Genomic DNA, 21,302 nt, shown 5'->3' on the forward strand with positions numbered 1-21,302 from the left:
ACGGGCTCGAAGGGTAGATTTCGATGACTTCCGACGTCGGGCGGGAACAATTGCTTTCCGCAACACCGCCAAGTCGAGACGAACTTTCATATCGATTGGAGCAACAATCCTTACTTGGGGATTTCGGCCGCATAGCGATGCTGACCCGCGACTTCACGCTAATACTGCAACGCGCAACGGAATTATGCGCACAGGGTCTGAGAGTTCGCTTCGCTAAGGTCTTAGAATTTCTTCCAGATGAAAAACGCCTTATGGTTCGCGCCGGCGTCGGTTGGGCGCCCGGGACCATCAATATCGTTTCGCTTAGCACGGATACCGGGTCGCCAGCAGGGTATGCATACCAGACTGGAAAGAGCGTCATATCAAACCATCTAGAAGCGGAGACGCGTTTCCGTACGCCTCAGCTCCTAGCGGATCATGGTATCAGGCGGGCAATCAACGTGCTGATAGAACGGGGGGCAGAGGGCAATCAGTCCTTCGGCGTGCTGGAAGTCGATAGTACCGACCCTGGCGAGTTCGACGAGGCGGACGCACACTTCCTTGCGGGCTTCGCCAGCCTGCTTGGCATCGCCATCGAACGCCAGCAGGCCGACGCCAAGCTTCAGAAGGCCCTCGAGCATCAGGAATTGCTGACACGAGAAATGAGCCATCGTGTCAAGAACAGCCTGACTTCGGTTGTCGGCCTCCTTCGCGTGCAAGCACGGAGTGCACAATCCGAAGAAGTCAGGAATGCGTTAGACGATGCGAGTGCGCGCGTGGAAACCATCGCCCAAGTGCATGATCACCTATGGCGTGGTTCGCAAATCGGCTTTGTCGACCTGGAAGATTTTATGACCGAGCTTTGCAAAAAATTGAAGGGGGCAACCGAGGGGCTCTCCTTGCACTGCCATGCAGACTCAATGTTGCTTTCTGCGGATCACGCAATTCCGCTAGGATTGTTGGTCAACGAGCTCGTTACCAACGCGGTGAAGTATGCTTACCCGGAAGGCAAAGGCGCGATCGAAATCTCTGCCCGCGAGATAGAGGGACAACTTCGCCTCGAAGTTTCCGACCAAGGCATCGGCCTGCCGGATGGCTTTGACATCGATCAACCGCGCACCAGTTTGGGGTTTAAGGTCATCAAAGGCCTGGTTGGCCAGCTTCAGGGACATATAGCCGTTGTTACTGGCGCGACGAAAGGAGCGCGGTTTTTGGTAAACTTACCTATTCTTCGCAAGAAGGTGATCTGAAGGGGGCCATAACGATTCCGCCGACCTTGCTCGCTCGTGCCGACGAGGTGATCGAATAACGCCAGTCATTGCTGCCGTGCGTGAGTCTCCTGTTGGCCCGAATGCGAAGTCTAAGCAGCGTCCCCGGCCGTCGGCTCATGGGGGTAAACCGGAAGCAAAAGGCCGCCCCTCCGAAGGGCGCTCATGACCCGAAGGCGACATCCGATGATAGTGGCCGGCCGTCCGCAACAACAGGTCAGAAAATCTGTTCCTGCAGAGTAGCCTGATTTGATATGCTCTCATTCCCCCATTGTCCATTTGCAGGGAGCAGCAGCATGAAAAAGCAGCTCTTTGCCGCCGCCGCTTTGATCGCGTTTGCAAGCTCTGGGATGGCGCAAGACAAGCACATCAAGGTTACGCCTGACGCACTGATCTGGAAGGATAACCCAGCATTTCCGAAGGGCGTTCAACTCGCCGCTCTGGTAGGCGACCAGACAAAGGCCGGAGACACCGTCGTCTTACGCATCAAGTTTCCCGCCAACTTCCAAATGCCCCCGCACACTCATCCTTATTCCGAGGTCGTAACGATAATCAGTGGTACTATCGGAACGAGCCAAGGTGAAAAGTTCGAGAAGAAAGGCGAACTGTTGAAACCGGGCGCATTGTGGGTGTATCCGGCAAAACACGCGCATTACGCATGGACCGGCAACGAAGAGGCGGTTCTCCAAGTTCAGTTCACCGGCCCGGGAGGTATTGACTACGTCAACCCGGCTGACGATCCGCGCAAGAAATAGCTGTCGGCGCCCAGCCTAAAGCTGGCAGATTTGTTATAGCCCGACGAGGTGATCGCTACGAGTTGGTGCCGCGCACGAGGCCGTTGCTGGCCCATGAGCGAAGTGGCGACACGTTTCATTGAGGTCCGCTTGGTGGGGTAGAGCGGACTGACTTTGCTCACTCTGAGTTCTTCGCATTTTGACCCATCTCGGACTCGTGCTGTGACGAGAGCGGACGGAGCTGATATCCGACACACGGCGAGCGCGAGAATCAACGCGGCTCTTTGCTAGGCTCTCTCCAACCTCTCACTCCGGCAGACCCGCTTTGCGCAAACCATCGGCAATGCGCTGAAACTCGGCAAGGAAGACGGCGTTGTCGGACCATCCCTTGCCATCCTGCAACCACTCGGTGACGGTGTAGCTCGGCCTGAGCCGACGAAGCTCGGCAACTGCGGCGTAAGCTTCACGCTCATGTCCCGTTAGTGCGTGGGCGGCGGCGAGATCTGCGTAGGCAATCCAAAGAGGCTGCACCGCGATGGAGCGGCCGCACCAATCAATCGCCCCCTCATACTGCCCGAGATGGGAGTGTGCATGGCCGATGTAGAAGTACCACGTGCTTAGCAGCGGATCACGGGGGCTGAGCTGGATGGCCATTTGGAGCGGCGCAAATGCCTCCGCGGAACGGCCGACGCGGATCTTGGCGGCGCCGAGCGCGCCATGGGCCGGGGCCAGGCTGGGGTTGATCGCGATTGCCGCTTCGTACTCGCCGACCGCGGCCTCAACATTCCTACCGCTGGCCCGCTGGATCTCTCCCCTCACAAAATGTGCCATCGCATCACTGGGAAACTTTGACAGGACCTGGCCTACGGCGCTCTCAGCACGCCGTAGCTGATCTGCCGGCGCATCTGTCCAACGATAGTTGACCTCCATTGCCAGAGTCTCAGCCAGGCCCACCAACGCCTTCGGGAAGCCTGGATCGATTTGGAGCGCACGTTCGAAAAGGGCTCGCGACTGCGACAACTGCTCGCGCGAATAGGGTTGGTTGAGCACAGCCCACCCCCGCATCGTGAGATCGACCGCGTCAGGGTTGTTTGGCCGCATAACCTCCGCGTCGCGGCTTTCCTGGTTTGTCAGTTCAAGATCAAGCCGCCGCGCCAGTCGACCGGTGATGATATCCTGAAGCTGCATCGATTTGGACCAGTCACCGTCGACGCGCTCCGACCAGATCTCGGCGCCAGTCCGGGCATCAATCAGCCTGGCATTGATCCGGACCAGTGAGTCCGTTCTGCGCAGGCTGCCGTCAAGGATGTAGCGTACGCCGAGTTCGCGGCCAACGCGCTTCGGGTCAACATTCTTGTAGGCGCGGGCTGTGCTGGGCGCGATCACAAAGCTATCCTCGATCCGTGAAAGATCGGCACTCAGGTCGTCAGTAATACCTTCAGCAAAGTATTCCTGCTCGGATGCATTGCTTAGATTCGTGAATGGCAGCACGACAATCGACAGGCGATGGTTCAACGGCTGCGGCTCGCCTTGATGCATATACCAATAAGCTACGCCGCCGCTCAGAAGAAACAGCAAGGCAATCACTAGAGCCATCCGAGCGCGCCGCGCACGAAGCGCCGGCCACAGGCGGATCGGAAAGCCACCAAACATGTTTGGAAACCAACCAATCTGCGGCGTGTCACGGTGCAGCAACGAGGCCTGTGGGCGTGTTGCTGCATTGCATGGCCGCATTCGATAGACCCGGACCGGACGGGCAATGTTTTTGAGGTTCTGCTCGCCCAGATCGCCGAACTCAACCCCGACCTTGCCTTGGACTTGATCGTAGGCAGAAGACGAGATGCAGATGCCGCCGGCCTCTGCGACGCCCTCAAGCCGCGCCGCAATATTGACGCCGTCCCCAAAAATGTCATGAGGTTCAACAATTACGTCGCCGATATTGATGCCCACACGGAAAGCAATGCGCCTGTCTTCCACATCACCGATTGTAAGTTCATGAATGCTGGTCTGGAACTGCATCGCGGCTCGAACCGCCTCGACCGCGCTCGGAAACTCGGCCAAGAACCCGTCCCCGGTGTTCTTCACGATGTGGCCACCGTGTTCAGCGATTGCCGGCTGGACAGCTTCCGTTAGCAGCGCGCTTAGCTTGGCGTGGGTAGCCTCTTCGTCATTGTGCATGAGCCGCGAATAGCCAGCCACGTCGGCGGCCAAAATCGCCGATAACCTGCGCTCGACCCGGACTGGTCGCTCTTGCACCATGGCCCGCAATCCAACCCGGCACATTTGTACGACGGATCACACGGCTGTGCCAAACGCGGGATGCCTACCTAGAAGTGGATATCTGTCATCGCCATCTAGTCGACACGTCAGCCGCGTTGACCGATGTCCGCTCCGGCTTATCCGAACATTCTCGAAGACGCGACGCTATGTCGTCGAATGGCCCGAACGCGAAGCCCGGGCTGGCTTTGAAATCGTCCGGTTGTCGCGGCAGACCGGACGTGACCGGCGGCGGTCAGGACGGCGCCTGTTGACCTGAATTGGACTTCCTCTGTTCATGGAAAATTGAGTATCTGCTGCGGCATGGGTTGAAGCAGTAATGCGGTACTACCAAAACGTGTGATGTTGACGTCGCCGGTCAGAAACCGAGTTTAGCATGATCCCTCGCTGCAAAGCCTTCTTAGCTCTACTTGCTGCTACCAGCTTATCTGTCGTGGCTTGTTCTCCCAAGGAGACCGAGTGTGGCCGCCGTTGATAAAGTCCATCGCGTCGTTCTTTTCTTCGCGGGTGCTGGGATCTTTTTTTTCGTGAACAGGCAGTCGTTGTTCCCGCTATTGTCGTGGGGCCTGAACTTAGCTTCGGCGGCATACCTGTCATCGATTTTTATCTACGGCTGCCTATTTTTCCTTTGTGATTGGATGAGTTCGCGAGAGAGGCTTAGGAAGCCGGTCTATTTCTTCCTTCGCGGTGCAAGCCTCGCTGCTCTGTACTTGGCTCCCTACCTGGTTCCTGCCGTGGCTCCAATTGGCTCTTCCACGTATATTTCGCTGCTCATTGTCGTGAGCGCGATCATCATTTTCGCCGGTCAGTTGCTAATGCGCATCATGTTCTCCGTGACCGAAGAGCGAAGCTTCTACGGCTAGCTGTCCTAGCATCCCCCACGTTGTCTGCTTAAGGGGGCAAACATGAAACGGCCGGCCCAACTGCCAAACGATGCTCGTGACCCTATTCGGAAGTCATGTGGTCGATGCGCGCAACTCCCATTATTTTTCTGGCGCAAAATTCTGGTTGGTCAGTGGAGACGCGATTGGACGCTGAATGCGTATAAACGGCTTGCTGGCTCCCGCGTGGCAGCTATTGCAGCCGCTGGTAAGCTCGTCGAAGGCGGCCGTAAATTTGGTGCTGCTCTTTGCTCTAATGGCCTTTTCAAGCTCCTCTATCCGTGGATCGATGATGGTCTTGATCATCTCAGCGACAGGGATGCCTTCATATGTTGGAAAAAGCCTTGCGGCGTCCTCTAAGCCTTCCTTGATCTCGTCGATCTCATAAGCAGCGAGGTCCCAGTTATTTTGTTCGCCAGCAAACCATAGCTTGGCGTGGCGAAGCTGCGTAGCTGTCATGAATTCGCCAAGGCCCGGTTGGTAGGGCTCTTTTGCTGGCTGCGCGGCTGCGAACACTACCGAAGCAGTAAGCGCAATGGTGGCAGTGACTATCCACTTCATTCGTGGTCTCCCGAGAGATGGCAATTGGCCAATTTCCCAGGCATAGCTCAGGCTATCCAATTCGGGAAGAAAGCACATTCATCTTTGGCTGCCTGACACTGCGAGCCCTCACTTTGATTGATGTGCGATGATGACCGCTTCTGGCCCGAATGCGAAGTTTAGGCAGCGTCCCGGGTGGTCGGCTCATGGAGGTAGACCGGAAACAACCGGCCGCCCCTTCGAACGGCGCTCATGACCCAAACGCGACATTCCGGGCTTCAAAGGCATTTGATCGGCAATAATCCGTAATTCCTGTCTCGACAGGAACGTCGGAACGTCACCAGGATGGCCGAAATTTTCCTGCCCGCCGATCTATCAGTCGCGCGAGTTTCCTGCCTCAGGCGGCTTAGCGAGCTGCGGCTCCAACCTCGCGGACATATATCGAAAGTCGGGAGTCTATGTTGGCCGCTCCGAATGGCGCGAGGCCGGCGGATATACCGGTGCTGCGACATACGGCGTTCGAACTCGTATTCAACCTGAACACAGCAAGGGTGCTTGGTCTTACGGTGCCATACCTTTGCGGCCGCCGATGAAGTGATCGAACGGCATAGTCGACGGTAACGGCGCGCGAAGCCGTAAGCTTCTTCGCACGGTACCTGAGATGCGTCCCAGAAATCGGGCGCTTCAACGACCGCAATGCCGGGAGTGACGACACTGGACGCCACTCCCGATCAAGAGCTGTCAGGCTTATTCGGCCGCGATCGGGTGCGCGGTCCAACCCTGACCGTGGCTCGAGAACGCGAAGCCCTCGTAGTCCTTTTCGGCGACCTCGGCGCACTTCCTGCGATAGCCGCCGACGCCTTCCGGGCCGAGATACGGCAAGAAGCGGTGCGCCTTGCCGTCAATGTTGGCCCCCATGTACCAGGAATTGGCGCTAGTCATCAGAGTTGCGTTCACGACCTCTGCGACGTGAGCACCCCACGCGTCCTGCGCCTCCGGCGTCGCTTCGATCGTCGTAAGCTTGTTCCTACGCATGTGGGCGATGCATTCCGCAATCCACTCGACGTGCTGCTCAATTGACACCGGCATATTCGACAGCACCGAGGGGCTTTGCGGGCCGGTGATCGTGAACAGGTTCGGATAGCCCGCTATGGCCACGCCAAGATAAGTCTGCGGGCCAGCCTCCCATTCCTGCGCCAGCATCCTGCCGCCGCGGCCCTTGATGCCAAGTGCCTTCAGCGGGCCGGTCAACGCGTCGAAGCCGGTGGCGATGACGATGATATCGAGCGGATACTCCTTGCCGCCCGCGCGAACGCCATTCGGCGTGATTTCCTCGATCGAGCCATCGGTGGCCGCATCCACCAGCAGCACGTTCTTCTTGTTAAAGGTTTCGAAGTAATTGGTGTCCAGGGGCTGCCGTTTGGTGCCGTAGGGATAGGTCTTGGGCGTCAGCTTTTCAGCAGCCACCGGATCATTGACGATCGAGCGGATCTTGCGCTTGAGGTAGTCGGCGATGATATCGTTCGCTTCCTTGGAGAAGAACATATCCTGGTAGTTGGCCAGCCAGAATGCGAAGCCGCCGGCGTCCCACATCCTGTCGAACTCCTGCTCACGCTCCTCGGGAGTGGTATCGAGGACCCCCTTTGGCAGGAAGTTGAGTTCGAACCCAAAGAACGAACCTTTGATGCGCTGGCGGATCCCATCGTAATCGGCCTTGCGCGCCCTGGTGACCTCGGGGTCGACGCGGCCGTTGCGCGCTGGCACGCAGAAGGCGGGCGTACGTTGGAACACCGTGAGGTGCTTGGCCTGCTGCGCAATCTCCGGGATTGCCTGCACCGCGGTCGCGCCGGTGCCAATGACCCCGACCCGCTTGGCGGTGAAGTCGACGCCGTCATGCGGCCATTGGCTGGTGTGGTAGCATTTGCCCTTGAACGACCCCAAACCTTTAAACGGCGGCATATTGGCGGTCGACAAAGCGCCGACTGCGGTGATGACAAAGCGGGTTGTGACTGAGTCGCCCTTGTCGGTGCGCACTGTCCAAAGCTCGCTGTTGTCGTCAAAGATGACCTCGACAACGCGTTTGCCGAATTGGATGTCAGGCTTCAAGTCAAAGCGCTCGGCGCAATGCTCGAGATAGCGCAGAATCTCATCCTGCTCCGGATAGCGCTCGGACCAGTTCCACTCCTGCAGCAGGTTCTTGTCGAACGTGTAGCAATAGATGTAGCTGTCGGAATCGCAGCGCGCGCCGGGATAGCGATTCCAGTACCAGGTGCCGCCAACCCCGTCGCCGGCCTCAAACACGGTGACGTTGAGGTCGAGCTTGTCGCGCAGCGAATGCAGCATGTACATGCCGGAGAAGCCTGCACCAATGATGACGGCATCGAAGTGGGTCTTCGCGCTTGCTCCTGGCGAACTACCTTGCGCAGTCATGATGTTCCTCCCGTTGTGAGCGCTCGTTGTCGGCACAGAGCAGCCTCTCTGTGCGCCGTCGTTTCGGTTGGGTCGTTGCGACGCCGGTCCGGCAAAAGGTCAGACTGGCATCGTCCGTGATCGAAGGCTAGGTCGGCCGCCCTTACGCGGCCACGCGCACCTCGCCGCTCTGATAGGCCGCCGTCTCGAAGTTCATGTAGCCGACAAACGAAGTCGGATCTCCGAAGGGAAGGATCTGCGTCGCCCAATAGCCACCGAACCCGTTCTTGCGGTCGATCCAGTAGAAGGTGTTAGCGAGGCCGGCCCAACCGAGCGACCCGGCCGGCCTTCCTGTCGGCGCGTCCTCGTCGTTGAGCATGAAGGTGTAGCACCAGGACTTCTTCAGACCCGGGAAGAACTCGGCATTGTTCGACAGTGTCGCAATCACGCCAGGCAGCATGACCACGGTCTGGCCCTCCCTGAGGCCGTTGCGGACGGCGGCGGCGACCGTCTCCTGCTTGAGCACGCGGCCATTTGGCCCCGCCCCATCGTTCAGCCACATGCGGATGAACTTCATGTACTCGCCGATCGAGGCGTAGAGCCCGTGGCCACCCATGTGGACTTCCGGGTCAGGCGGCAGCTGCATATCGGGAAGCGGGGTCAGCGACCCGTCGGCTCCGCGCTGGTGGATGACGGCAAGGCGCGACCGCATCGAAGGGGGCAGCGAGAAGACGATGTCCTCCATCCCAAGCGGCGCAAAAATCCGCTCCTTCATGACTTCGCCGAGGCGCTTGCCGCGGATGCTCTCGACGATCTGGCCACACCAGTCAAGGTTGCTGCCGTATTCCCATTTGTCACCGGGATCGAACAGCAGTGGTGTCATCAGCGACGCCTTCGAGCAGGTGACGACGCTCGGCTGGCCCTGCTCCTGGGCCAGGCGGAAATAGCTGGCGTTAAAGAAGTCGTAGCCGAGGCCAGCCGTATGCAGCATCAGCATTCGGGTGGTGATGTCGCGTTTCGGCGTCCGCAGCTTCGGCTTTCCGCCGGCATCGAATCCTTCGAGCACTTCGAGCTTACCGATCTCGGGAACATAGCTCTTCGCCGGGGCATCCAGGTCGAGCTTGCCTTCCTCGACGCATTGCAAGATGGCTGTGCCTGTGATGGCTTTCGTGGTCGAGAAGATGGCAAAGACGGTATCGGCCGTCATTGGCTGACCGCTGCCAAGCATACGCTCGCCGGCGACGCCCTCGTAGATGTTGGCCGACCGATCAGTGATCATCGCGACCACGCCGGGAACACGGTCTTTGCCCGTGACGACGCTTTGCAAAACTCCGTCACATGCGCTTTTCAAGTTGCTACCCATCGCGGCTCCTCCGCTGAAGTTTGCCAAATTGATCCTGTTTCTCCTCGACAGGCTGCGGGTGGTCCCAGCGGACAATCTCGACTGTTGTACGTGTGGAAGTCGCGCTCCAGTCTGATTGCCCCAACACCGCCTGCGCGGACCAAAGTCGCGCCGTAGCCGTAGCAGCAATAGTGATGAGCGTGTCGGTCATGATCTGGCTCGAGGTCAGGGATTTCGACCGAGCGTTGGCAAGATTAGAGCGAATTCTTGCACGCGGCTACGCATTTCCGTTTGGCATAGAAAGCGCCGACCTTTCTTACCGAGCATGTCAACGATGCTGACTCTTGACACTTTCATCCCGGCACATCAGGCCAACATGAGATTTTAATCGAGCTGCGCGGCGACGTTACGCTCGTGGCCCATCAGCGAAGTAGCGGCGCACCTCGTTAAGGTCCGCTCAGTGAGGCACGGCGGACTAGATTTTCTTAGGTTGAGTTCTTCGCATTCTGACCCATCTCAGACAACTCTCAAAAGGATCAGTCGCGTTGGTGCGGTGCCGCCTGAGCCTCGCTGATTCAACGTCAGGTGAGAACGGTATGCCGCGCTCTATGGTAGGCGACTTGAAGGCAAGACTGCAAAGACCGGCATGGCGAGCAACCGCACTGTCACTGCAATTGCCGTGTCTTACTTAAGGGGGTGCAGTCCGGCACTGTCACCGCAATTTCGAAGGATCGTCCACTCATCTCGACGATTCTGACGTCCTTGTCAGAAACTAACTCATTCGTCATCGGACATTGAGCGCTATTCCGCGAGATATAGGAACCGCAGGAGATCCACTGCATTCAAACTTGGCTAACAGCGCAGGTGACGAGCTCGCCGCGCGTTGGCGCAGCTCACCTCAGAAGAGGAGTTGATGATGAGGAAACTCACGATCCTAGCAGCAGGCGTATCCCTGCTTGCAGGCGCCTGCCCAAGCTATGCAGCAGACCACCTGTTCACCGCCGTGGCTGCGGGCGGACTGTCGACTACGACGAGCCAACCATTCCTGAACGGAATCAACAATCCAGGTCGGCCGGGTGACGAAGTCCCAGGTCAAGGCAGCGTATTTCAGGGCGAGGACCATACCGTCCCGGCAACGGATACGACGACCGGGGTGAAGATTCTTAAGACACCTCCGCCCGCACTGACCGGGACGAAGACTGTGCCCACCGGCAGCCCTTCGGTGCCCTAATCCAGCCGACTGCGATCGTTTCGGATCGCGCCAAAAGCGGCGCGTTCACCATCAGGTCTTCTGGTCTGAACGCGCCGCGCCTGCGGCGTTGCCAAGAAGGGGGGCCACGTTCAGCATGGAGCACCGCAAGAGCTAATGCGGCGAGGCTATCATTCGCACGGATAATCAACTGAGTTTACATCGAAAACTTCTGATGCGCGCAACACTGGGAGGCGTTGCGATTGCTGTTGCGTATCCGTTGTGGGCACCGGATAGCCCGGTCTCCGCAATTGGGGATAATCATGACAATCTGCGCTACGTCAGCATCACGCGCGATAACGTTGTTCAGAACGTCACTGCTGCCGGAACGCTCGAAGCCGTCGACACCGTCGAGGTCAGCTCACAGCTGTCGGGTCAGGTCGCCAGACTCATGGCTGACCACAATTCCCGCGTACGCGCCGGCGAGCCGCTTGCGGCGCTTGACAGCGCGACCTTTGAAGTCTTGCTCAAGGAAACGGAGGCTGCGCTCGCGGTCGCGTTGGCACAACAGGAAGAGGCCAAGGCAGCCATCGAGGGCGCACAGGCACGCCACGATGACGCTTTGCGGGAGCTTCAGATCAAGGCTGCGCTCAGCAAGAACGGCAGTGTTTCCCAGCGCGACGCCGAGCGAGCACAGATGACGGCTCGGGCGTTCGCCGCGGAATTGTCCGCGGCCAAGGCGCGCGAGCAGATACGCGCGGCCGGGGTAATGGCTGCGCGCGCTTCTCTGGAACGGGCTCGACTTGACCTCGAAAGAAGCACCATCAAGTCACCGATCGACGGGGTCGTGATTCGGCGCAGCGTCGAGCTTGGCCAGACGCTGGCTGCGAGCCTGCAGGCGCCGACGATCTTCACCATCGCGCGTGATCTTTCGGACATGCGCGTAAATGCATTCGTCAGCGAGGCTGATATCGGCGCGGTGCGAACCGGGCAGCGCGTTTTCTTCGGCGTGGATTCGTATCCGGGCCGCGTATTCGAGGGGCGCGTGCGCGAGATTCGGAAGGCTGCGCGGATGGTGCAAAACGTCGTGACCTACACCGTGATGATTTCGGCGCCCAATCCAGACGCTTTTCTGCTTCCGGGAATGACGGCCGACGTCCGCATCCTGGTTCAGGAGCATCAAGACGCGATGGTGGTTCCCAACGCCGCGCTGAGTTTTCGTCCGACCCGAGACGGCGGAAGCAACCCTGCACCCGGTCAGGGCGTGATCTGGGTCCGCACGAAATCGGGTCATTTGGCTGCCGCCACCGTGTCACTGGGCGCTACCGGAGATTCGCTCACTGAGATCCGGTCGCCAGATCTCAAAATGGGCGAACAGGTTGCCGTCGGTTATCGGAGCAAACGTTAGATTGGAGCCGCTTGGCCGGTTAGCGCATGCGATCGCTCGTCACCCTCGACCATATCCACAAGCAACACCGGTTCGGTGACCAAAAGGTTCGCGCATTGTCCGACGTAAGCCTGAAAATTGATCGCGGAGAGTTCGTTGCGGTCATGGGCCCATCGGGATCTGGAAAATCGACGTTGCTTTCGATCCTCGGCTGCCTTGATCATCCCTCACGCGGCCGCTATTTTTTCGATGGCGAAGATATATTCGTGCAGTCGAAGGGACACTTGAGCGAACTGCGAAACCGGCGCATCGGGTTCATCTTTCAAAACTTCAACTTGCTACCCCGGCTGACCGCGCTCGAGAATGTCGGCTTGCCGCTATTCTATCGGCGCGAGCCGCTGCGGAATCCGATCGCGAGGGCACGCGCTGCGCTCGAGCAGGTGGGGCTGGGCGGGCGAATGCACCATGTGCCTGCCCAGCTTTCTGGAGGTGAGCAGCAACGTGTTGCCGTCGCGCGGGCGATCGTCAACGGTCCCGACCTTCTCCTGGCCGACGAACCGACTGGCGCACTGGACACCAGCACGCGCTCGTCCATTCTAGCGCTTCTTGGCGAATTGCAGCGCGCCGGCCTCACGGTCGTGCTTGTAACCCATGATCCTGAGGTCGCGGCGTATGCGTGGCGAAGGATCAAGCTACGGGACGGCGCAATTGTCGGCGACCAGGGATGTGATGCTACCTCATGAGCGTTTGACCGGCGTGAGAGTTCAATGCGATCATTCAGTTATATCTATCTCGCGTTTCGGTCTGTGCGTGTGCACATACTGCGCTCCATTCTCGCAGTGACCGGCATTGTCATCGGCATTGCGGCCGTCCTGATCGTGGTCGCGGTGGCGGAGGGAGCCCGTGCCGAGGTTTCGAGACAGATCACCTCGCTTGGATCGAATCTGCTGCTCGTGCAACCTGGCGCGCAAGTCGCGCAGGGCGTACGACAGCAGGCGGGCACCATCCTTTCGCTCACGGCGGGCGATGCAATCGCTGTCGCCCGCGAAGTGCCCGATGTTGTTATCGCGGCACCGTTCGTCGGCGAGCAGAAGACGACGATATCAGGAGACCTGAACTGGTCGACACTTGTTGCCGGTGTGACGCCCGTTTTTTTTGAAGCGCGCGGGTGGAGGCTTGCGGAAGGTCAGCTTTTCAACGATGACCAAGTCGCATCGGCCGCAAAAATAGCCGTCATTGGTCGTACCGTGGCGCGTGAGCTGTTCCGGGACAGTGATCCACTTGGCCGTTTTGTCCGTATTGAACGCTCGTCCTATCTCGTGATCGGAACGCTTGCCGAGAAGGGGCAGGATTTCACGGGGCGAGATCAGGATGACGTCATGTTCATTCCGCTGTCGTCGGCGAGAATCTTCGCCATTGGACGCAGTCAGGCCAATCCCGATGCCGTGCATTCGATTTTGGTGAAAACCGAATCCGCTCAGTCAATGCCCGCGGCAGAAACCGCGATTGCGCGCGTCCTGCGGCAACGTCACAAGATCGTCGGGCGCAAGGCCGACGATTTTCGAATTCAGAACCTCATTCAGGTCGCCCAGATGCGTGACCGAGCCTATCGCCAGTTCACGTTGCTGGTGTCCACGCTTGCAGGAATCTCATTGCTAGTCGGCGGCATTGGGGTGATGAACATCATGCTCGTGTCGGTGACCGAACGGATTAATGAAATAGGCATTCGACTGGCATTCGGCGCCCGACCGCAGGACATCCGTCGACAGTTTCTGTTCGAAGCGGTGCTCCTATGCACGATCGGCGGCCTGTTGGGACTGGCCGTTGGCTACGCATGCGCGCGCGTTGTTCCCGCCGCGCTAGGTTGGCCAACTGAATTCAACGAACGGATGGCGCTGATCGCGATCGCCTGCTCCAGTCTCATCGGCATTATCTTCGGTCTGCTACCCGCTCAGCGGGCGGCGCGTTTGGATCCGGCGGCGCTACTAAGGTCCGTGTAAGCGGTAACGCTCGACGCAGCTAAACGTCCGTGGCGCACCACTCTCGGCTCGCGCACAATACATGGCGATGATCAGGTCTGCGCCATGCCAATGACGTCTGGAGTGGCTCTTCGCGTCCGTACTGGGCCGTCTGTACCTGGTCTGCTTCTAGGGGCTAAGCAGACTGATCATCTCGGATGCGGCCGAACGCGGCTGCCGTCGTCGTGAACGGTGTAGTCGTTCGGAGCGATAAGGCGCAGGGTCAGCAAGTGGTCGACGAAGGCTCAGTGCTGTGTTTGATCGAGCGCTTTGAGCAACGCGTGCAGAAATGCGCTGGCATGGTCGTAGCTCGAACTGCCGTCAGCCACCGCGTGAGCGCGCAGGCAGAGTTGTTCGCCTATAGTTTCAGGACCAGTTGCCTCGGCGCACTCTGACCATAGATCGAGAAGGTCATCAGGAATATATCGGCTGGACATGAACAGGTGGAGCAGCCGAGACGCACCGTGGTGGTTTTCGTTGTGTTGCGCCGCGAATGCAAAGAGCGCGAACAAGCCTTTAAAATCATCACGGGATACTGCTCGCCTAGCCATGGAAATACTCCGACTGGAAACAGCATTCAGCAAGTCAATTGAAGAATACTAGCTGGCTTTGTGTGTCCCAACAACGCAAGGAATCCTGTCGCATCGGACCGGGAAAATATCGCAACCTAAATGCGAAAATACCCCGTGGCCTTCAACCCTAAAGGGCTGCCGGGGCGCGCCGCTTGGCAATCGCCAGATATGAAACATCGTTAGTTTGAGACGGACCCGTTGAGGCAGTCTGTCCAAGAGCGAACTTACGGCGACGTGGTTGGGAAAAGATGGCGGATCGGGGCCGGTCGCACCGGTTCACAGAGCTGAGAAGCTGCCCGTGCACGATCGCCGCGATTGGACTCTTCGCGAGGCGCGTCGTCCTGGTATGATTGGCAATCTCTTTATTTTGGGCGGCGAGCGTCGGTCGCTGTTTTCGGGAATGGAGGCTCCTCAGGATGATTCCGGGCGGTTTCCCCCTCGAACTCGTCGGCGGCGCAGGCTTCGACGCGCTCGCGCAATACGGTGCGCAAGTGTTGGACCGCGGCTGACCGCTAGGAAATCAGCAAAGGCTCGGCGTCGCTGCCGAGCCTTATTGTTGAGCTCTGAATGTCGGATTTAGAAGTCCATACCCCCCATGCCACCCATGCCGCCGCCGCCCGGAGGCATGCCGCCCGCACCGGTGTTCTTCTTCGGCACTTCCGCCACCATAGCTTCGGTGGTGATCAGGAGCGCTGCGACGGACGCCGCGTTCTGGATCGCCACTCGAACCACCTTAGTCGGATCGATGATACCCTTGGAGACCAGGTTGCCGTATTCGCCGGTCTGCGAGTCGTAGCCGTACGAGTACTGATCCTTTTCGAGGATCTTGCCGACGATGACCGAGCCGTCCTCGCCCGCGTTGATTGCGATCTGGCGGGCCGGGTAGGACAACGCCTTGCGCACGATCTCGACCCCGGTCTTCTGGTCGTCATTTTTGGTGCGAATGCCCTTGAGGTGCTCGGAGGCACGCAGTAGCGCAACGCCGCCGCCTGGCAGGATGCCTTCTTCAACCGCCGCGCGGGTCGCATGCATCGCATCGTCCACGCGATCCTTGCGCTCCTTCACCTCGACCTCAGTCGCGCCGCCGACGCGGATCACCGCGACGCCGCCCGCGAGCTTGGCAAGACGCTCCTGCAGCTTCTCACGGTCGTAGTCCGAGGTGGTCTCCTCGATCTGCGCCTTGATTTGCGCCACGCGCGCTTCGATGTCGGCCTTCTTGCCGGCGCCGCTGACGATCGTGGTGTTCTCCTTGTCGATCATCACCTTCTTGGCGCGACCGAGCATATTGAGCGTGACGTTCTCGAGCTTGATGCCGAGGTCTTCCGAGATCGCCTGGCCGCCGGTTAGGATCGCGATGTCCTGGAGCATGGCCTTGCGGCGATCGCCGAAGCCCGGAGCCTTGACGGCCGCGACCTTCAGGCCGCCGCGGAGACGGTTGACGACGAGGGTGGCGAGCGCTTCGCCTTCGACGTCTTCGGCGATAATCACAAGCGGCTTGCCGCTCTGCACCACGGCTTCCAACAAGGGAAGTAGTTCATTCAACTGAGATAGCTTTTTCTCATTAATCAGGACGTAGGCATCATCCATTTCAACGCGCATCTTATCGGCGTTGGTGACGAAGTAGGGCGAGATATAGCCGCGGTCGAACTGCATGCCCTCGACAACTTCGAGTTCGGTCTCGAGCGACTTGGCTTCCTCAACGGTGATGACACCCTCGTTGCCGACCTTCTTCATGGCGTCGGAGATGAACTTGCCGATCTCCGCATCGCCATTGGCTGAAATCGTGCCGACCTGGGCGATTTCCTCGTTCGAGGTGACCTTCTTGGAGTTTTTGACGAGGTCGGCGACCACGGCTTCCACAGCCATGTCGATACCGCGCTTCAGATCCATCGGGTTCATGCCGGCGGCAACCGACTTGGCGCCTTCACGGACGATCGCAGCGGCGAGCACGGTCGCGGTGGTGGTGCCGTCGCCAGCCGCGTCTGCGGACTTGGAGGCGACTTCGCGCACCATCTGGGCGCCCATGTTCTCGAACTTGTCCTCGAGCTCGATCTCCTTGGCGACGGTGACGCCATCCTTGGTAATACGGGGAGCGCCGAACGACTTGTCGAGGACGACGTTGCGGCCCTTCGGTCCGAGCGTCACTTTTACCGCATTGTGGAGGATGTCGACACCGCGCAGCATGCGGTCGCGGGCATCGACTCCGAATTTGACTTCTTTTGCTGACATAGTGGGTTTCCCTGAGTTTTTGACTTGGTTTCACCCTTGATGAGGCGCTCGACAGGCGCTTGAGCGGTGGACTAGGCGGCCTTCTTCTTGGAAGACACGTCGGCGAGAACGCCCATGATGTCGCTCTCCTTCATGATCAACAGCTCCTGGGTGTCGATCTTGACTTCGGTGCCGGACCACTTGCCGAACAATACGCGGTCACCGACCCGGACGTCGATCGGGATCAGCTTGCCGCTTTCGTCACGACCGCCGGGGCCAACGGCGATGACTTCACCTTGGGAGGGTTTCTCCTTGACCGTGTCGGGAATGATGATGCCGCCAGCGGTCTTCTCTTCCGCGTCGATGCGCTTGACCACGACCCGGTCGTGAAGCGGACGGAATTTCATGCTCTCCTCCTATCTTCTAGTCGCTTTTTGAAATAGCAGTCGAAGCTAGCGAGTGCTGACCGCTCCGAAAATAAGCCGGCTTGGTCGGCAAACAAGACAAAGCCGCGAAGGATTTCGAAAATCCGTCGTCCTCACCGGTCCGCGGAGGGCCCATTCAGAGCCACCTAAAGGAGCCCCTGGAATCAAGTCTGGGCTGGTCGGAGGAAGCCGCTGAGGAAACTTTAGGCGGGCTTGTACCGTCTGCCCAGGTTGTTGTTTGGCTTTGCCATCCAAATGGCTAGCCGGGCAGGGTTGCGCGCGTCTGGATTAGCCTGTTCGGGTACAATGATGCCGCGTCCAACGGCAGTCTAGACCCGCGGCGGTACGCGGAGAGGCCGGCAAATCTTGTCCCTCTCGCCTACCCAGAGCACCTGGGATGCAGCGGAAGAGGAACTTTCTTTCTAGATTCTCTCCCTTCGCCAGTCCTGCAGCCAAACCCTGCTTGACTCTTCCAGCAAGGCCACGACGTACCTTATGAGCGTTGTCCTCGCGAGCGCCCTGCCTCTGCGTTCGTCACATAAGACGATCGATGATCCCAAGGAGGCGGTCGCAAGACGCCGCGAGACGCTTGTTAGGAGCTGTCGCGATGCCTAGCAGCAAACCGGATCGTGCGGAAGCTGCCTCTGCATACCAGGGCGATAGTGGAGCAGGCGCCAATCCGAACGACAGCATTTCCCTGGCGATGGAGAGGTCTGGTGTCCCGTCCGGCAATTGCATTAGCACCGCCAATCCAGCGATCGTTATGTCCTTGGCGCGTGGGCGAAGGGTCTTTAGCAACGCGTCGCCTCGCGCTGCATAGACACGCTTCGTACGTCGAAGATGCCGCATATAGTGGCCGTCACGCATGAATTTCGCAGTCGCGAGTTGCACAGACGGCCCAGGCGCCGGCGCGAGACACGCCGCGACCTCGGCGAACTGAGACGTCAGCGACGGAGGAGCGACCAGAAAGCCCAGCCGCAGGGTGGGGGTCAGAGTCTTGCTGAAAGATCCGATGTGGATGACGCGCCCGGCGCGATCGAGCGAGGCAAGTGCCGGTGTGGCCCGACCCTTCAGTTGAAGCTCGCTCAGATAGTCATCCTCGATCACCCACGCCCCTTTCTGAGCGGCCCAGTCGAGAAGGCGCAAGCGCCTCTCCAGCGACAACGTGCACCCGAGCGGCGCCTGCTGCCCTGGAGTTACAACAACCAGCGCCGCATCGGGCTCATGGTTCAGGCCATAACTGACATCAATGCCGTCCGCATCAACCGGGATTGGGGCGAGCGACAATCCTGCGAGCTCCAGGCCATGCCGGGTGATTGGGAAGCCTGGACCCTTCATCCAGACTCTTCTCCGTTCGAGGCCGAGCACACGGAGCGCCAGTCCCAAGCCGCTGCAGTAGCCGCCGGTGATGATGATCTGGGAAGCTGTACACTCGATACCACGCGCGATAGCAAGATACGCCGCGATCTCCCGCCGTAGTTCCAGCTCACCACGAGCGTCCGGATATATCGCCGGCCCACTCATTTCCACGCGAATAGCGGACGAACGAATCCGGGCGACGAGCTTGGCGGGGAAAGTTTCATGCGCGGGCACGCCCATCTGGAAAATCGCCGGCCCCGCAGTGAGCTCCCGATACATCTCCATGAACGAGCCGGGATCGGCTGTTTCTTCCTGTCGAGCAGCAATGGAAGGACGATCCGCGACATGCGTTCCGGCCGCGCGGGAAGCGACGATGAGTTGAGCAGCGGACAGCTTTTCGTACGCCGATCGCACCGTGCCTCGAGCGACACCGAGTTGGGCTGCCAGGTCCTGCCAGGAGGGCAGACGCGCTCCCGGAGCGAGCACGCCGTTCTCGATGGCGGCCCTGATGCCTTTGCGGATCTGCTCGGCCAGGGGCGTCTTCGCAGATCGATCAAGCTCCAGCCGCAGCGGCTTGGTCATGCCCCCTTGGTACACGATTTTTGTGCGTTCTTGGTGCTTTTTTTCGGACCAGAGCAGCCGCACCTATGCGGGACAAAGGAGAACACCACCATGAAAATACGATTCATCTTTGGCGCGGCTTTCGCTGCCGTTGCCATCGCCACTGCAACGCCTGCCGTCGCCCATGGCGGCGGCGAAACGGTCACGCCGCGCTTTCAACAGATGATCCCCAACATTCCCGGCAAGTCACTGAAGGCCATGATCGTCGACTATACGCCGGGCGGGGCGTCAGCTCCGCACATCCACGCCAAGTCGGCTTTCATCTTCGGCTACGTTCTGTCGGGAGAAATCGAGTCCTAGGTGAATGACGGACCCAGGCGGGTCTACCGCGCCGGCGAAAGTTTTTACGAGACGCCAGGCTCGCGCCATTCCATCAGCCGCAATGCCAGCAAGACCAGGCCAGCAAGGCTGCTCGCCGTGTTCGTCGTTGATACCGACGACAGGGAACTGACTACCCCGATCAAATAACACTTGTCATCAAGGAGCAAAAAATGAGCAAGCGTCTCGACTACAATCAGATTGCACCGACAGGCGTGAAAGCGCTCGGCGGCGTCTACGGTTACATAATGCAGAGCAACCTTCCACCCGCGCTGGTCGACCTGGTCTACCTGCGAATTTCACAGATCAACAACTGCGCGTATTGTCTCGACTCGCACACGCGCGACCTGCTCAAGAAGGGAGTGAAGATCGAAAAGCTGGCGCTGGTACAGGCGTGGAGGGAAGCCGGTAACCTCTTCGACGAGCGCGAGCGCGCCGCCCTTGCGTGGGCCGAAACGTGACGCGCGTCGCGGAGACCAATGTGCCGGATGAAGCCTATCAGGCTGCCCGCGCCGTGTTCGGCGAGCGAGAACTTGTGGATCTGACGATCGCAGTTGGCTTGATGAACGCCTACAATCGTATTGCAATCAGCTTTCGGAACACGCCGCAGGCCGTACTCGGACAGTAAGCCTTGGAGGTGCCGGAACTCTTCTCCGCCGAGCTTCGTTCAGCCTCCAGATCACTTCTGCCTGCACGCTGATCAGGTAACAGGACGAAAGGACACACATCATGTCACACCGGATCAACGACAGCGCGATCGACTTTTTCCAGATCAACGAAGATATCGCGCTCAGAAGGATGGTTTTGCGTAACCCGGGGCGGAAGGGGACTGTTCTCTTCCTGCACGGGTTTCCGGAGACCCTGTACGCCTGGAAGGATATTGCCGCGGCTCTCGCCGATGACTACGACGTCCACGCTTTCGACTGGCCGGGCTACGGTCTTTCATCGAGGCCAGCGGTCGACAGGTTCTCCTATTCGCCGAAGGACTACGCGCATATTCTGGATCAGTACATCGTGAAAACAGGCATCGACACCTCGAGGCTCACGATCTACGCGACCGACATCGGAGCGCTACCGGCACTCCTGCTGGCGGTGGAAAAACCTGATATCGCAAGGACAATTATCGTTGGCGACTTCGCCCCGTTTTGACAGGCCCCAGTTCATGTATGAGAGCCTGCAAGGCCTGAAGGCGGGGCCTGCAATGGATCAGATCCGCGCCAACATGAACAGGAATCGCGACGAGATCCTCGCAAACACCTTCACAAGAGGCTTGCCCAAGGAAGCGCAATTCGAAGTTACGGAGGAATTCAGGGACGACATGTCCCGCGGATGGAGCCAGGGCGCCATGACGACGGTAGACGCTTTCTCCCACTATTACTCGTACTTTACGCGGGACCAGGACCGTTTCGAATCGCAACTCGCCCGGCTTAAAACGCCGGTGAAGGTAGTTTGGGGCGAGAAAGACCTCTACATCAAGAAGGAGATGGGCGCAGAATTCGCCGAAAGAGTCCACGCCGAACTCGCGATTCTTCCCGGTATTGGGCACTTTCCTCACCTCCAGGATCCGAAGCAAACCGTCGATGAGGTTCGTGCCTCATTTCGATGACTGCGCAGGGGTCTATCTCCGCGCCCTGCGCCGATGAGCTTCGATCACCAAATGTAGAGACCGCTTCCGTCGGCCGTAAAGGCAGGGTTCGTGAATGCATGTCGCATCACTCATCAGCAATCGAGCTTGCCTGACATGCTCACGAGCTGCGCGCGAACGAAAAGTGGAT

15 protein-coding genes and 3 pseudogenes are annotated in these 21,302 nt (G+C 59.1%); 10 read left to right on the plus strand and 8 right to left on the minus strand.

The features are described from left to right. Nucleotides 1-23: 23 nt before the first annotated feature. Together ACVWW6_RS16370 and ACVWW6_RS16375 are read left to right on the plus strand one after the other, a co-directional pair. On the plus strand, nt 24-1,229 hold the full coding sequence (locus tag ACVWW6_RS16370) for a sensor histidine kinase (protein WP_456681039.1): 1,206 nt from the start codon (nt 24-26) through the stop codon (nt 1,227-1,229). 314 nt (nt 1,230-1,543) lie between these two features. Beyond that, the gene (locus ACVWW6_RS16375) at nt 1,544-2,002 is read left to right on the plus strand and encodes a cupin domain-containing protein (protein ID WP_456681040.1); all 459 of its coding nucleotides are present in this window, start codon (nt 1,544-1,546) and stop codon (nt 2,000-2,002) included. Nucleotides 2,003-2,287: 285 nt separating this feature from the next. Here ACVWW6_RS16375 and ACVWW6_RS16380 read toward each other — a convergent pair whose 3' ends face one another. Beyond that, nucleotides 2,288-4,240, minus strand: coding sequence for an adenylate/guanylate cyclase domain-containing protein (locus ACVWW6_RS16380; RefSeq protein ID WP_456681041.1), 1,953 nt, complete (start codon nt 4,238-4,240; stop codon nt 2,288-2,290). Nucleotides 4,241-4,719: 479 nt separating this feature from the next. Here ACVWW6_RS16380 and ACVWW6_RS16385 point away from each other — a divergent pair, with 479 nt between their 5' ends. Next, nucleotides 4,720-5,121 carry a hypothetical protein gene (locus ACVWW6_RS16385; RefSeq protein WP_456681042.1) on the plus strand — a complete coding sequence of 134 codons (402 nt, stop codon included), beginning with the start codon at nt 4,720-4,722 and terminating at the stop codon, nt 5,119-5,121. A gap of 120 nt (nt 5,122-5,241) precedes the next feature. Here ACVWW6_RS16385 and ACVWW6_RS16390 read toward each other — a convergent pair whose 3' ends face one another. From ACVWW6_RS16390 to ACVWW6_RS16400, 3 genes are all read right to left on the minus strand, one after another. Then, nucleotides 5,242-5,700: a hypothetical protein gene (locus ACVWW6_RS16390; RefSeq protein WP_028174157.1), complete on the minus strand. Its 459-nt coding sequence runs from the start codon at nt 5,698-5,700 to the stop codon at nt 5,242-5,244. Nucleotides 5,701-6,426: 726 nt separating this feature from the next. Next, nucleotides 6,427-8,109, minus strand: coding sequence for a flavin-containing monooxygenase (locus ACVWW6_RS16395; protein ID WP_271553890.1), 1,683 nt, complete (start codon nt 8,107-8,109; stop codon nt 6,427-6,429). A gap of 142 nt (nt 8,110-8,251) precedes the next feature. After that, nucleotides 8,252-9,451, minus strand: coding sequence for a serine hydrolase domain-containing protein (locus tag ACVWW6_RS16400; RefSeq protein ID WP_456681043.1), 1,200 nt, complete (start codon nt 9,449-9,451; stop codon nt 8,252-8,254). 862 nt (nt 9,452-10,313) lie between these two features. Here ACVWW6_RS16400 and ACVWW6_RS16405 point away from each other — a divergent pair. The 4 genes from ACVWW6_RS16405 to ACVWW6_RS16420 all read left to right on the plus strand — a co-directional run bounded on the left by ACVWW6_RS16405 (nt 10,314) and on the right by ACVWW6_RS16420 (nt 14,006). Next, nucleotides 10,314-10,661, plus strand: a complete 348-nt coding sequence (locus ACVWW6_RS16405; RefSeq protein WP_143279716.1) for a hypothetical protein — start codon at nt 10,314-10,316, stop codon at nt 10,659-10,661. 193 nt (nt 10,662-10,854) lie between these two features. Then, nucleotides 10,855-12,027, plus strand: coding sequence for an efflux RND transporter periplasmic adaptor subunit (locus ACVWW6_RS16410; RefSeq protein WP_456681044.1), 1,173 nt, complete (start codon nt 10,855-10,857; stop codon nt 12,025-12,027). Between the two features lie 26 nt (nt 12,028-12,053). Further along, a complete protein-coding gene (locus ACVWW6_RS16415) occupies nt 12,054-12,749 on the plus strand; it encodes an ABC transporter ATP-binding protein (RefSeq protein ID WP_456681045.1) in 696 nt (231 codons plus the stop codon). Between the two features lie 24 nt (nt 12,750-12,773). Next, nucleotides 12,774-14,006 (plus strand): ABC transporter permease, encoded by a 1,233-nt coding sequence (locus tag ACVWW6_RS16420; protein ID WP_456681046.1) that lies wholly within the window; start codon nt 12,774-12,776, stop codon nt 14,004-14,006. Nucleotides 14,007-14,269: 263 nt separating this feature from the next. Here ACVWW6_RS16420 and ACVWW6_RS16425 read toward each other — a convergent pair whose 3' ends face one another. The 4 genes from ACVWW6_RS16425 to pdxR form a co-directional block, all read right to left on the minus strand. Further along, entirely contained in the window at nt 14,270-14,575 is a 306-nt protein-coding gene (locus tag ACVWW6_RS16425) for a hypothetical protein (protein ID WP_133415035.1), read from the minus strand. Between the two features lie 597 nt (nt 14,576-15,172). Beyond that, a complete protein-coding gene (groL, locus tag ACVWW6_RS16430) occupies nt 15,173-16,825 on the minus strand; it encodes a chaperonin GroEL (RefSeq protein WP_011089717.1) in 1,653 nt (550 codons plus the stop codon). Nucleotides 16,826-16,896: 71 nt separating this feature from the next. Continuing rightward, on the minus strand, nt 16,897-17,211 hold the full coding sequence (locus tag ACVWW6_RS16435; protein ID WP_011089716.1) for a co-chaperone GroES: 315 nt from the start codon (nt 17,209-17,211) through the stop codon (nt 16,897-16,899). A 552-nt stretch (nt 17,212-17,763) separates the two neighbouring features. Further along, the gene (gene pdxR, locus ACVWW6_RS16440) at nt 17,764-19,170 is read right to left on the minus strand and encodes a MocR-like pyridoxine biosynthesis transcription factor PdxR (protein WP_456681047.1); all 1,407 of its coding nucleotides are present in this window, start codon (nt 19,168-19,170) and stop codon (nt 17,764-17,766) included. A gap of 90 nt (nt 19,171-19,260) precedes the next feature. Between pdxR and ACVWW6_RS16445 the strand changes: the two are divergent. The 3 pseudogenes from ACVWW6_RS16445 to ACVWW6_RS16455 all read left to right on the plus strand — a co-directional run bounded on the left by ACVWW6_RS16445 (nt 19,261) and on the right by ACVWW6_RS16455 (nt 21,133). Next, a pseudogene (locus tag ACVWW6_RS16445) lies at nt 19,261-19,677 on the plus strand (cupin domain-containing protein). A 23-nt stretch (nt 19,678-19,700) separates the two neighbouring features. After that, a pseudogene (locus ACVWW6_RS16450) lies at nt 19,701-20,155 on the plus strand (carboxymuconolactone decarboxylase family protein). A gap of 101 nt (nt 20,156-20,256) precedes the next feature. Beyond that, nucleotides 20,257-21,133 (plus strand): annotated as a pseudogene (locus ACVWW6_RS16455) (alpha/beta fold hydrolase). Nucleotides 21,134-21,302 lie beyond the last annotated feature (169 nt).

The organism is Bradyrhizobium sp. USDA 3311 (genome assembly GCF_054062495.1).